At 36.0% G+C, this 13,058-nt stretch carries 12 protein-coding genes and 1 pseudogene; 3 read left to right on the top strand and 10 right to left on the bottom strand.

The genetic code is table 11. The features are described from left to right. The first annotated feature begins 393 nt into the window (after positions 1-393). The 3 genes and pseudogenes from V7127_RS21880 to V7127_RS21870 form a co-directional block, all read left to right on the top strand. A complete protein-coding gene (locus V7127_RS21880) occupies positions 394-1,176 on the top strand; it encodes a FadR/GntR family transcriptional regulator (protein ID WP_335345475.1) in 783 nt (260 codons plus the stop codon). A 212-nt stretch (positions 1,177-1,388) separates the two neighbouring features. Then, positions 1,389-2,291, top strand: coding sequence for a 4-hydroxy-tetrahydrodipicolinate synthase (dapA, locus tag V7127_RS21875; RefSeq protein WP_335354728.1), 903 nt, complete (start codon positions 1,389-1,391; stop codon positions 2,289-2,291). Positions 2,292-2,763: 472 nt separating this feature from the next. Beyond that, a pseudogene (locus tag V7127_RS21870) lies at positions 2,764-3,048 on the top strand (IS3 family transposase); the annotation flags it as partial. Between the two features lie 374 nt (positions 3,049-3,422). Here the strand turns inward: V7127_RS21870 and V7127_RS21865 are convergent. The 10 genes from V7127_RS21865 to V7127_RS21820 form a co-directional block, all read right to left on the bottom strand. Then, positions 3,423-4,847, bottom strand: coding sequence for an amidase (locus V7127_RS21865; RefSeq protein WP_335347223.1), 1,425 nt, complete (start codon positions 4,845-4,847; stop codon positions 3,423-3,425). 28 nt (positions 4,848-4,875) lie between these two features. Further along, positions 4,876-6,144, bottom strand: a complete 1,269-nt coding sequence (locus V7127_RS21860; RefSeq protein ID WP_335347224.1) for a TRAP transporter large permease — start codon at positions 6,142-6,144, stop codon at positions 4,876-4,878. A 17-nt stretch (positions 6,145-6,161) separates the two neighbouring features. Next, entirely contained in the window at positions 6,162-6,680 is a 519-nt protein-coding gene (locus V7127_RS21855; RefSeq protein ID WP_335347225.1) for a TRAP transporter small permease, read from the bottom strand. Between the two features lie 74 nt (positions 6,681-6,754). Next, positions 6,755-7,798 (bottom strand): TRAP transporter substrate-binding protein, encoded by a 1,044-nt coding sequence (locus V7127_RS21850; protein ID WP_335347226.1) that lies wholly within the window; start codon positions 7,796-7,798, stop codon positions 6,755-6,757. A 525-nt stretch (positions 7,799-8,323) separates the two neighbouring features. After that, positions 8,324-8,926 carry an urea carboxylase-associated family protein gene (locus V7127_RS21845; RefSeq protein ID WP_335347227.1) on the bottom strand — a complete coding sequence of 201 codons (603 nt, stop codon included), beginning with the start codon at positions 8,924-8,926 and terminating at the stop codon, positions 8,324-8,326. A gap of 16 nt (positions 8,927-8,942) precedes the next feature. Continuing rightward, positions 8,943-9,944: an agmatinase gene (gene speB / locus V7127_RS21840; RefSeq protein ID WP_335354726.1), complete on the bottom strand. Its 1,002-nt coding sequence runs from the start codon at positions 9,942-9,944 to the stop codon at positions 8,943-8,945. Between the two features lie 30 nt (positions 9,945-9,974). After that, positions 9,975-10,754 (bottom strand): amino acid ABC transporter ATP-binding protein, encoded by a 780-nt coding sequence (locus V7127_RS21835; protein ID WP_335347229.1) that lies wholly within the window; start codon positions 10,752-10,754, stop codon positions 9,975-9,977. A gap of 17 nt (positions 10,755-10,771) precedes the next feature. Next, positions 10,772-11,500: an amino acid ABC transporter permease gene (locus tag V7127_RS21830; RefSeq protein ID WP_335354725.1), complete on the bottom strand. Its 729-nt coding sequence runs from the start codon at positions 11,498-11,500 to the stop codon at positions 10,772-10,774. A gap of 12 nt (positions 11,501-11,512) precedes the next feature. Beyond that, positions 11,513-12,169, bottom strand: a complete 657-nt coding sequence (locus V7127_RS21825) for an amino acid ABC transporter permease (protein WP_335489586.1) — start codon at positions 12,167-12,169, stop codon at positions 11,513-11,515. A 19-nt stretch (positions 12,170-12,188) separates the two neighbouring features. Further along, positions 12,189-13,052, bottom strand: a complete 864-nt coding sequence (locus V7127_RS21820) for a transporter substrate-binding domain-containing protein (RefSeq protein WP_335347232.1) — start codon at positions 13,050-13,052, stop codon at positions 12,189-12,191. Between the last annotated feature and the right edge of the window lie 6 nt (positions 13,053-13,058).

The raw sequence follows: 13,058 nt of genomic DNA, 5'->3' as shown, positions 1-13,058 counted from the left end.
GTATAACAAAGAGGAAATTAAAAGACAATACTAAAAATACAGAAAATTTAAAAAGTATTAAAGTAAAGAACAAACAGTGTTTTATTAATGCTCTAGATATATACACCCACTGAATCCAGTCTTAGAAGATAAGAGATAAATAGGTTTGTGAATTGTTTCATGGCAGAATTGGGTTCAAAACTCTAGGAAAATAGAATATCTTTATGTAAATCATAGTACAAAGTTGTTCCTTTACGTTAACCAAGTTATCAGCTTTACAAGGTGGGATTTTTTTCATAACATATATTACGTGAAGGTTTACCTAATAAAAGGAAAAATAAAGTAAGTTCATCATGACCTTTTTCTATAAACTGTCTTGTTATTGTTACTTCTTAAGAAAAGGAGATAGATTAGTTGAATACAAATAATGATTCAAAAAATATGCATGGGATATTTTCAGCAGCGCGACAAATACGTGGTTTTGAAGACGTTGCGGAACAAATTCAAGACGCTATTTCGAGTGGGAGTCTAAATCCAGGAGATCGTCTCCCGAATGAACGAGATCTGGCAGTTGTATTTAACGTAAGCCGTGCTACATTAAGAGAAGCGATACGATCTTTGGAGGGTGCGGGAATTGTTGAAGTAAGCAGAGGAAAAAGTGGAGGTACATTTATAACCGATTCGAAATCTACTCATTTATCAAAAGCTTTTAATGCTTTAATTCGTTTTCGAGGAGCAACTATTGAAGATTTATCGGAATTTCGGGGAAGTTTTGAAGCAGAAACTGCATTTTGGGCGGCCAAAAGAAGAACTGATGAAGATGTCACAGAGTTATTAAGAATTCTAGAGTTGTATAAGAATGAAGCAGAAAATGGTTCCTGGGAAAAGTTAGTTGAACTTGATGTTTCTTTTCACAACCAAATAGCTATAGCTTCTAAAAATTCTATTAGGGAAGCGATTATGTTTGGCATTAATGAGGTCTTTAATAGGGCATCCCTTATGTTAGCAGAAGTTGCTGATAAACAATACCGTAAAATAGCGATTGATGAATTGTCCGCTATCGCAGCTGCAATCATATCTCAGGATCCAGAAAAAGCCCACCGATCCATGTCAGAACATGTAAAGCGTAATACAGAAATTGAAGTTTTAGAGCAAAAAAAACAATTGAATAGTGAGTATGATATTAATAACGATTAATACTATAAGTGAACTACAAGCTCAAGATGGAACTAAAAAATGTTTGTTCATTACTTACATTTTAAGAGGAACCATCATGAGTTTTTTATTTTTCAACATGTTATAATTTTCTGTAAATTTAGTATTGTCTTTTAATTCACTCTTTGTTATACTTTCCTCAAAAGGTAATACCATTAGTCCATTAAAACAAAAAACAAACGGGAGGTATAGAAATGTATGTACCTAAAGGAATTATTCCAGCTTTAACAACACCATTTAATGAGGATGGAAGTATTGATTTTATTAGAAACAAAAAGCTTATCAATCATTTAATTGAATCTGGTGTACATGGAGTAGTGGTAGCCGGAAGTACAGGTGAGTATACGTTATTAACTACAGAAGAGAGAAAGGAACTGATTAAGGAAGTTATCAAAGATGTAAATGGTCGTGTTCCCGTAATTGCTGGAACAGGTTGCCACAGAACGGAAGACACTATTGCACTTACACAATTTGCTGCAGATGCAGGGGCACAAAGCGCATTGATCCTAACACCACATTACTTGAAAACGACAAGAGAAGGAATTGTCGATTACTTTAAAGTAATTGCCGCAAATTCAAGTATAGGTATCATTGTTTATCACTATCCTGGAGGAACAGGAGTAGAAATTGATGCAGAACTAATTTATGAATTAAGTCAGATTGATGGGGTTGTAGGAATAAAAAACACAACAGAATTTGATATCATTTCTCAATCAATTGATGCAACGAAAGACGTTCCAAACTTTTCTGTTTTAACAGGTTATCAGCATACGTTACTGCCGACGCTTGCGATTGGAGGGCATGGAACAATTTGTGTTATTCCAAATCTTATCCCGAAGGAAATTGTTAAGATGTACGACCTAATAGTAAAAGAAAACGATGTGAAAGCAGCGGCAGAGCTTAATAAAAAATTGATAGGTCTTTACAATATTGTGGACGCAATTCCGTTCCCGGGGAACTTAAAAGCAGGGCTTGAAGTTCTAGGTTTTACAGGCGGCACCGTGCGTTCACCGTTAGTCCCTGCCACTACAGAAACAAAAGAAAAAATCCGGGAGAAATTGAGTGAACTAGGGTACGCCGTCAAAGAAACAGTATGATAGCGAAAGCTTGTGTACATTTAATAAATGAGCAGTATCTTTTACACGAATACGATTATTAAGAACAGCTAGTGAAAAATGGGTGCTTCAATACTATGGATACATAGATTTGAGCACCCTATTTGTTCAATGCTAGAGTTGCGTTTTCTAATGAAATACCTCTAATATCTCCTTCCTCTTAAGTGATAAATAAAGATTAATATGAAAATCGACTATTCATCCCACTTAATTAGCAAAGAAGCTTAGCTCCTAATTTAAACTTATCAAAATCAAACTCGTCACATAATATACATAATACACGTTCACTCCTCCCTTTCTTATGTAATACTCATCATATAATTCTCTCCCATCAACCGGCGACTAAATTCGCTGCGAAGTTTTATTCCTGGGCAATCAAAATAATAAGCTGTAGCAGAATCCTTTGAGTGATATCCAAGATTTAAAAACAGCTGATGAGGACAACGAAACAATTCAAGGCTGGCATTATCAAATGAAGCAATATCGACACGCATTAAAAGAACGTGGAATCGTCCAAAGTATGTCCCGTAAGGGGAATTGTTTAGATAACGCAGTCATAGAGAATTTCTTTGGCTTATTAAAGTCTGAATTACTATATCTCAAAGAATTCGAGAGTATGGAGCATTTTAAACTAGAATTAGAAAATTACATTTACTACTATAATCACAAACGAATTAAGGCAAAACTAAAGGGCATGAGTCCCGTACAATACCGAACTCATGCCCAAGAGGCTGCCTAATATTCGTGTCTAACTTTTTGGGTTCACTTCAAAGATTGGTCACTTTTCATTAAAACAGGACTTCTTTAAGTACCTGGTCTCTTATTTAAGGTTTTAAAGCATTATTCGTTACCAAATCATTAGGAATTCCAGACTTCTCTTCCAAAAAAAGTATTTTAGAGAATTCTGCTGACTAACAGGAGTAGAGTTTGAAAACTTTCTTCCTCTTCCATAAATAAATAAATAAACAAGGGAATATAGTGAAGAAATGTTTATTTCCCCTTATGAAAAAAGAGGTGAAAACACCTCAATTTAACATTGTTAAAAGACATACGAAATTTCGGTTGTTTTTCATCCATTGAACATCCTCACAAAACAAAAGTCTGGCCCTTCTATTATTTATCAATGGTAAATTTCGATGTATTAATAGAAAGCTTTTGTTCTAAGATATAGCCAAAGCGATATAATGTTGCTTCGTCAAATTCCCGACCAATAAACTGTACACCGATTGGCATTCCATCAGAAGAAAATCCACATGGTAAGGACAAACTTGGAAAGCCATTAAAGTTTGTAGGTGCGGTTAACTTTATAATCGACCAACGTATGTGTTGTCCTTCATATTTTTCTAGATCGACATGACGTTCATTAATTTTCGGTGGTAATATCGGCAAGGTAGGAGTGAGCAGTACATCGACTTCCTCTAAAGCCTTGTTAAACTCATCTTTAGCAAGTTGACGAGTTTGCAAAGCTTGTGCATATTCATACCCTTTTGTATCAAGTGCTGTTAATAGACGCTCTTTTACCTCGTCATCCCATTGATTTGGATAATCCATCAAATTTTTTTCATGAACTGCATATGCCTCGCTTCTTAAAATGGCCTTATGGGCTTCCGCAAACTTTTCAATGTTTGGTAAATCAACAGTTTTAATAGTCACCCCAAGATCACGTAATTCCTCAATGGATTTTTCAATAATGTTCCTTACCTCTCCGTTCAAATCATCGAAATAGTATGTTGAAGGTAGCCCTATTTTCATGCCTTCAATTCCTTTTCCTATAAATCGGGAAAAGTCTTCAGTATCGCGCTGGATTGAACTAGGATCATTAGGATCATACCCTGCAATAGAATTTAGAAAAATTGCATTATCTGTTACAGTTCGAGTTAATGGACCAACATGATCAAGTGTCCAAGAAAGAGGATAAACTCCATATTTGCTAATTCTCCCATATGTTGGTTTTATTCCAACAACTCCGCAAAAGGAAGCTGGTACTCTTATAGATCCACCTGTATCGGTTCCCAAAGATCCAAAGCCTAAACATGCAGATACACTCGCTCCAGACCCACTACTTGATCCTCCAGTTATCCTTTGTGTATCATAAGGATTTTTTACTGGGCCAAAAAAAGAGCGATCACCAGTAGGACCATATGCAAATTGATGTGTATTTAATTTTCCAATGATAATAGCTCCAGCTTGTTTCAATTTTTCAACAACGGTGGCATTGTATTCTGGAATATAGTCTTGATATATTTCAGATCCCATTGTAGTTCTCATGTTATTTGTATAAATTAAATCTTTTAGCCCTATAGAAACTCCGTGAAGCGGACCTCTGTATATACCTGCTTCTATTTCCTGCTCAGCTTGTATCGCTTGTCTAATTGCATCCTCTCGATCGACTGTAATAAAAGAGTTGATTACCTGATCAACATCTGCAATTCGATCTAGCAGCTGTAAAGTAACTTCTACTGGAGTCACTTTTTTCTCCTTAATCAAGTTAGAAATTTTCGTAATATCATAGGTTAATAAATCCTCTTTTGTTTTCAATTAGATTCACTCCTAATAAATTTTTATACTACTTAACCAACAATAGTGAAATCTGAGGGAAAATTATGACAGCAACCAGACCTATTATCAATATTGCATAGAATGGGACAACACCGCGTACAACATTTCCTACCTTTTCCCTTGTTATCCCACTTACCACAAACAGATTCAACCCGACAGGCGGCGTAATCATCGCAAGCTCCATGTTTATTGTCATAATAATTGCGAAGTGAATTAAATTTAAGTCAAACATGATTAATATTGGTAATAAAATCGGCAAAGTAATGAGAATGATAGAAACAGCATCTAGAAACATTCCCAATACAAAGAACATTAAATTGACACCTATTAAAAATACCCATACATTTGTAGAACTTGATTCAATCCAATGAGCCACCGTTTGAGGAATTTGTTCAGTTGTTAAGAACATTCCGAATATATTTGCTGATGCTATGATTAGGAAAATCATAGCAGTGATATTAATTGATTCTTTCGTGACGTTATAAAATAATTCAAGTTTCATTTCCTTGTATACAAACACAGAAATAATGATTGCATAAAGAGCCGCAACAAACGAAGCTTCCGTAGGAGTCATTATACCTGTATAAATACCACCTAAAATTAAAACTGGCAAAATAAATCCCCATAAAGCTTTTCGGGATTTTTTAATTCTCTCTGACATACTGGCTTTTGGCATTGTACCGTAATTTTTTATTCGCGCATTAATAATAGCTGAAATCATTAAAAGACAGCCTAAGAGTATACCTGGTAAAATACCAGCAGTGAAGAGGTCTCCAATTGATTGTTCGGAAACAACTCCATAAATAATTAGTGGGATAGAAGGTGGTAATAATATCCCAAGGGTTCCTGCGGCTGCAACAAGTCCCATTGCATACCGTTTGCTATAACCTGCTTCAACCATTGCCGGAATCATGACCGTGCCAATAGCTGCTGCTGTCGCTGGGCTAGAACCAGAAATAGCAGCAAAAATCATACAAGCTAGGATTGTTGCAAGTGCAAGTCCTCCTTTAAAGTGACCAACCCATGATTTTAGTGCTTCTATTAAATAGAAAGAAATGCCGCCCCTGGCCATTATAATACCTGCAAAAACAAATCCAGGAATTGCCATTAAAGCTGATGAATTAACGGATAGGAACATTTTTTCTATAACTGGATACATAGTGAAATCAATTAAAAATAATGCAAAAATACTCGATAATCCAAGACTGACAGCAATAGGAACTCTAATCAAACATAGAACAAAAAATGAAATAAGTAATACCACTGTTGGATTCATAACGGACCCCCATTCTACTAAATTGCATTTTTAACACTATCTTCTTTGTCATATAATTCCTTATGAGCTGGGGTACGAATTGCTTTGACAGTTCTTAATAGGAAATACAATGAAAGCAGCGCCATTCCGATTGGCATAATTAAGTAAGTAATCCAAATCGGAATCCCAACATCAATACTTACCCTCCCCTGACTTTGAGCAACATTCACCATTTTAATGCCCATGATTGTTAGATAAACACTAAACCCTGATCCAAGTAAGTTACTAATTATATTCATCACCTTTTTATTAATTGGAGACATCCTATCATAGACTAAGTCTACTACTATATGACGTTCATCCTTTAGCGCCATTCCAAAACCAATAAAAATAGAGGCAACCATTAGTGTTTCAAAAATTTCAGTTGACCAAGTAACCGGAGCATTAAGGACATAACGCATAAAAATACCATAGATACAAATAATAGACCCAAGAATAAATAGAATTACAGCTATTCTTTCCTCCACTTTCTCAAAAATCTGAAATACCTTTTTCATTAAATAGCCTCCTTTCCAAATAAAAGAAATATGAAACAAGATTATGGAAATAATTCCACAATCTTGTTCATCAATTAATTGTTGGCTTGTCTAGCAGCTTCAATATACTCTTGACCTATTACATCAGAAAATGCATCATAAACAGGAGCCCAAACATCATGGAATGCTTGTAGATCTTCATCGGATAGTTCCGTTATTTCCATATTTCCTCTATCTTTGATTTTCTCTAGGGCTTCCTTATTCATTTCTTTAGCAGCTTTTATTGCTGCCTCTGTAGACGCTTTTACACCGTCTTCAATAATCTTTCGTGTCGGTTCATTCAAACTATCCATAAATTCTTTGTTTACAAAAAACGCTAAGTCTACCCGTGCTTCTCCTGTAATAGTTAAATACTTCTGAACCTCGTCAAACTTTTTTGATTCAATGTTTACAAATGTATTTGTTTGACCATCAACTGTCCCTTGTTGTAGGGCAGTATAAAGTTCAGTGAATGGCATCGATACGGAGCCAGCCCCGACTGTTGAAAATACCTTTTCTAATACTTGACCACCTTGAGTGCGGAATTTTATGCCTTTTAAATCTTCTGGTGACTTAATAGGTCTAATGTTGTTTGTAAGATGCTTCGGTCCATTCGGCCACATTGCAAGACCATAAAGTCCATCTTTCTCAAGGCTTGATAGAATTTCCTTACCCTTCTCGCCTTCCCAGAATTTAACGGCCTCATCATCCCCTTTAAATAAAAATGGTAATGATGGAATATTAAAACGTGGGTCATCACCAACCAATTTCGCCATATCTATTTGCGTAAATTGAACATTATTTGCAACGATATTTTGAAAAACATCTTTATCTCCGAAAAGTTGTCCATTCGGATACACTTGAACTTTGATTTTTCCATCGGAAGCTTTTTCTATATATTCTTTAAATGCAAGAGAACCTTTATGTTGAGAAGTATTTTCTGCAACCTCATGGGCAAGTTTTATTGTTAAGTTCTGAACTTCATTGCCGTCACCGCTATTTGCTGAGTTATTAGCTGTTTCTTTATTACCACATGCTGATAAAAAGATTAATAAAGCAATTGAAATAGCTGTTAAAAGGTATTTCTTAAAACCTTTCATGAATAATCCTCCTTGAATTTAATAGATTTATTGTCTTTCTTACAAAAAAAATTTCTTTTACTAACACCTCCTTAATTGGGAGTCCTTTTTATAGATTTTTTTGAACATGATCATTAATGATTAAACAGAAATTGCCATTATTAACGTATTGCTGATTTCTGAACTATTCTTGAGTCTTTTTAGCTGGCTTCAGGCTCCCTATCTAACAGCTGTCGTCCGTCGACATATATAATATTTAGAATAATAAATATTATCAGAAAATTCAAGTTAAATATCAGATACATTATTATTAATAAAACAACAGGAGTTTATTCCCTATCTAACTCTATTTCGTTCGCAATGGCTATATGTGTGGCGAAGACTTGGAAGTAAAGGTTATTTGAACAATTATTAATAAGGATTATATGAAACTGCTAAGATTAAATTTCAGGTTAGGAAAGAGAAAAGAATCACGATACTCCTGTACGTGATTCCTTTTTCCCTATGTCTACTATTTTTCAAATAGAGTGGATTTAAATTTACTCTTTACCATTTATTGAAAATTTCCGCCTTAATATCTGTAATATTATATCCATTGGTTGGTACCATATCCTGTGGACAAGCAGAGATTCCAATAATCAGGTCTGAAAATGCTTTAAATACAACATAGTCTCCAGGTTGTGATTCTGGTTCAACGATAGCAGCAAAGGTGCCATCGTGATTGATTGGAGAGTTTTGGAATAAATTAAGTGGGTCTGGTATAAATCCATAATCAATCTCGTATTCTTTAAGAGCCTCTGCAAAATTATCCCGGCAATTTCTATGATTTTCAACATTAAAATCCAGTTTATACCGTTGTGGATCACAACAAGGATAAAGAGTATCATGCACGCCTATAGTATCTTCTACCATTTCTAAAAGGGCATTGCGATAGTTACTAAACAACTTATCACCCTTCGTAACGAAGAGCCGTCCATTCATTGTACGAGTATGTGCAGTAGATAAGTACTCATCCCTTTTATCTACACTTATTGCAATGAAGTCAGCGACTTGCTTCCCTTCTACGTCTATAACTTTCAAATATTGTCCTTTATTTAATTTAAATGAATAACCTGTTCCACCTGGAATTAAAAATTCTCTTTTTTCCAATTCATTTCCCTCACTTTCATGCATCAACTGTTTCACTCTCTACTACAGTGCTCTTTTTTGTTTCCCATTTTTTTGTGATGAATCCCAATAGATCGAGAATTATCCGTGCTGCTGTTTGGCCTGTCATTCCTGTAGGATCATAGGAAGGAGCTACTTCAACAAGATCAAATGCTACTACATCTCCGTGATTTGTAATGGCCTCTAATAATTCGTTTACTTCATCATAATAAAAGCCCCCCGGAGATGGGGTACCTGTTCCTGGACAAAGTGATGGATCCAGGCCATCTATATCCATTGTAAGGAAATAGCGACCACCTTTTGGAATACGGCTTAATACACCTTCAATCCCTATTTTTCTTATTTCTTTCGGACTCAAAATCACACTTCCGTAAGCCCTAGCATCATCAAAATCTCCTTTTTTACTGCTTCCAATTCCACGAATGCCGAGCTGAGCCATTTCATTAATATGATCCATTTCAGCCATGCGTCTCATTGGACTTCCATGACCATAACGTTGTCCTGATCGCTCGTCTGCCCAATCCAAGTGAGCATCTATTTGAATGGCGCATAAAGGTCCTAGTGAATCTAAGGCCTCTGCCACTGGAATTGTAATGGAATGATCTCCACCTAATACAACAGGGAATGCCCCTTTTGATACTATTTTCCTTATTGCTAGTTCAATATTTTCGAAGCTTTGTTTAAGATCGCCATGAACAATATCAACATCTCCACAGTCGACAATTTTTAATGGTGGTGCTAAAAACATAGTATCTCGTTCCGGATCGTAGGAACCTTCTAATCCAAAGCTATAAAGGGTAGACCCTTCCCTAATACTGCGCGGGCCAAAGCGAGTACCAGAACGCCATTGGGTTCCCATATCATACGGAACTCCAATAATAGCAATATCTGCATCCAGTTCATCTAGATTTGTACAAATCGGATACTTACCAAAGGAACAAATTCCTGTGAATGGTAAATTCAATTTTTGTTTAACATATTGTTTATTTGGTTCGTACATAATATCTCCTCCTCATAATCACTAAAGTTATTATTTATTTCCAAGCACGCTAGTCAAAAATTGGCGTAATCTTTCACTTTTTGGATGTGAAAAAATTTCTGCTGGCGGCCCTTCCTCCACTACAATGCCTTGATCCATGAAGATAATCCTATCAGCTACATCACGAGCGAAACCCATTTCATGGGTTACCACAATCATCGTCATACCTTCGGAGGCCAAATCCTTCATGACTTTTAAAACTTCTCCTACCAACTCGGGATCAAGTGCGGATGTCGGTTCATCAAATAACATTATTTTAGGCTCCATCGCAAGTGCTCTTGCTATAGCAACCCTCTGCTGTTGTCCTCCTGATAAACTAGAAGGGTATGCATCACGCTTTTCCGTTAATCCAACCTTCTTCAATAGTTTTTCTGCAAATTCCACTGCCTGTTTTTTATCCTTTTTGTGAACAAGCAAAGGGGCCTCAATTAAATTATTTATGACGGTTTTATGTGGCCAAAGATTGAACTGTTGAAAGACCATTCCAACTTTAGAGCGAATTTGGCGCAGGTTCATTTCATTTTTCCTAGAAGTGTCTTTTTGCGGAAAAATATCATCACCATCTATAGATATATTTCCTCCTGTTGGACTCTCTAATAGGTTTAGGCAGCGTAACAGCGTACTTTTCCCAGAACCACTAGGTCCAATAATACAAACAACTTCACCGTGTTTAATATTTAAGTCAATACATGATAATATTTCTTGGTGACCAAAAGATTTCTTTAATCCTTTTACTATAATTGCTTCTGTTTTCGTTAATGTTTCAGTCATTTTTCTCCCTTCTTTCATCAGGACAAAGTTTTAATATTCATATCCTGTTTTTTTATTATTAAGATTCCATTAGAGGGGGTTTTTTTAGCTCTCATATATTCAGTCGAATATCTCTCCCATCTCTTAAATAGTCCGGATAAGGTGGTGACCAGTGCCCAATATAATAGTGCGACCATCGTATAAACTTCAACGTAATTATATGTTTCGCTAATCGCACGCTGGCCAACAAACGTTAACTCTTGAACAGTAATAACTGAAAGAATAGCCGATTCTTTAACTAATGTTATGATTTGAGTAGTTAAAGGAGCAATAATGAGTCCTAACATCTGCGGAATCACAATTCTTGCCAAAATGGCTTTCTCTCCTATTCCTAATGCACGAGCTGCCTCAATTTGTCCTTTAGGAATTGACTGTATCCCAGATCGAAAAATCTCTGCAAAGTATGCCCCACCGTAAAGACTCAGCCCTAGTATCCCTGCTACCGTTGCACTTAGGTCGATACCAAATACCGGACCGACATAATATAAAAGAAAAAGCTGGATTAAAAAGGGGGTTCCTCGGAAAAATTCAATATAGACATTAGCTAAACCCGAACCCCATTTAGAAAACCTCATTTTAATCCAGCAAACAACGGCTCCTAACACTAAACCAAGCAGAAGTCCTATGAAGCAAATATATAAAGTAGTTAGAAACCCTTCTAACATGACTACGCCATAACGGGTTACCATCGTTACATCGAAAAACATTTTTCAACCTCCCTAGCGATAGATGGCCGTTCTTCTCTCTATAAATCTTGCTCCTTGTGAAATTGCTAGATTCATTAGGAAATATAATAATGCTACAGCAATATAAATTTCTGCCGGACTGTAGCTTGTGCTAACTATCTGCTGCCCAACACGAGTTAGGTCAACTACAGCTATTACAGAAACAAGTGATGAGTTTTTCAATAAAGTAATTAGCTCATTTGTAATAGAAGGGAGGATCTTCACAAACATTTGTGGAATAATAATTCGCAACATCGATTGCCGTTTGGAAATACCTAAGGCGACAGCTGCTTCGCTTTGCCCCTTTGGAATAGATTCAATACCTGCCCTTATTATTTCAGCTTGGAAGGCAGCTGTATTGAGGGCCATTGCCAATACTCCACTTGCAAATGCTGGGATCTCTATACCAAAGCTTGAAAAACTGTAATACACAATAAAAATCTGAATTAAGAAAGGAATACCTCTCATTAAATTAATAAATATTCGCGTAGGAACTTCTAAAAACTTGTTATTACTGAGCAAGAAAATGGCTAGTAATAATCCACATAATGTTCCAATGATTATGGCTAATATTGACATCTGGAGGGTAATCATGGCTCCCTTTAACAAAACCGGTAAACTATTGATAATTAAATCAAATTTAATATCCATACGCTCCTCTCCCTACCCTTTATTCTGGCAGGTAGCCGGAATCTGGAATTTCCATCGTAAATCCAAACCATGTCATTTGCATTTCTTCTAATTGTCCATTATCACGCAACTCTAAAATTTTACTATTTAGATATTCAAGAAGTTCTTTGTCTCCTTTTCTAACAGCCCAAGATAGCCACATCGGTTCACCAAATGTATCAACCATTTCATAAGTATCTGGATTCTTTTTCAATATTGTCGATAAATTCGCCTTTGTATTAATAACGGCATCAATTCTACCTGTCGCTAGTTCCTGATAGGCTTCAGGGTACCCAACATATTCTTTAATTTCCTTTACACCTTCTCCTTTACTTTTCAACTCCTCATTATATGCCTGTAATCCTTTTAATTGTCCGGATCCTAATTGTGTACCAACTACCCTCCCTGCAATATCTTCAGGCTTTTGTATCGAGGAATCCCCTTTTCTTTTTAGGACTGCTAATGTACCATCTGCAATCGGTACGGTTAGGTCATACTTTTCAGCACGTTCCGGCGTAATAGAAACTGAAGTTGCCACAAAATCGAATTTTTTTGCATCAAGCCCTGGGAGAATTCCCTGCCAAGGAAGATCCAGTTGCTCCAGTTCAACATTTAAATCTTTTACAATAACAGCCAGAATGTCAGATCCATAGCCTACTATTTTTCCATTCTCTATAAATTCAAATGGTTCAAATGCAGCTTCGGTTCCTACAGTAACCTTCCCATTCTTTTTAATGGCTTCAAGAGTGGAGTTGCCTTTTCCGGCATTGGAACTCGTATTAGAAGAGCTGCATGCACTGATAAACAAAACTAAAATCATCGTTATACTCATAATAAAGGCGCTCATTTTACGTGTACTTTTCACTATCTT

This window comes from Bacillus sp. JJ1773, assembly GCF_036962035.1.
Classification (GTDB): Bacteria; Bacillota; Bacilli; order Bacillales; family Cytobacillaceae; genus Cytobacillus.
This window is presented reverse-complemented; position numbering and strand designations above follow the sequence as displayed.

What these genes read in the sequence shown, in the direction of transcription:
- V7127_RS21825 (WP_335489586.1), bottom strand. Translation starts at nt 12,169, where the DNA reads ATGGATATTAAATTTGATTTAATTATCAATAGTTTACCGGTTTTGTTA.
- speB (WP_335354726.1), bottom strand. Translation starts at nt 9,944, where the DNA reads ATGTACGAACCAAATAAACAATATGTTAAACAAAAATTGAATTTACCA.
- dapA (WP_335354728.1), top strand. Translation starts at nt 1,389, where the DNA reads ATGTATGTACCTAAAGGAATTATTCCAGCTTTAACAACACCATTTAAT.
- V7127_RS21860 (WP_335347224.1), bottom strand. Translation starts at nt 6,144, where the DNA reads ATGAATCCAACAGTGGTATTACTTATTTCATTTTTTGTTCTATGTTTG.
- V7127_RS21835 (WP_335347229.1), bottom strand. Translation starts at nt 10,754, where the DNA reads ATGACTGAAACATTAACGAAAACAGAAGCAATTATAGTAAAAGGATTA.
- V7127_RS21830 (WP_335354725.1), bottom strand. Translation starts at nt 11,500, where the DNA reads ATGTTTTTCGATGTAACGATGGTAACCCGTTATGGCGTAGTCATGTTA.
- V7127_RS21855 (WP_335347225.1), bottom strand. Translation starts at nt 6,680, where the DNA reads ATGAAAAAGGTATTTCAGATTTTTGAGAAAGTGGAGGAAAGAATAGCT.
- V7127_RS21850 (WP_335347226.1), bottom strand. Translation starts at nt 7,798, where the DNA reads ATGAAAGGTTTTAAGAAATACCTTTTAACAGCTATTTCAATTGCTTTA.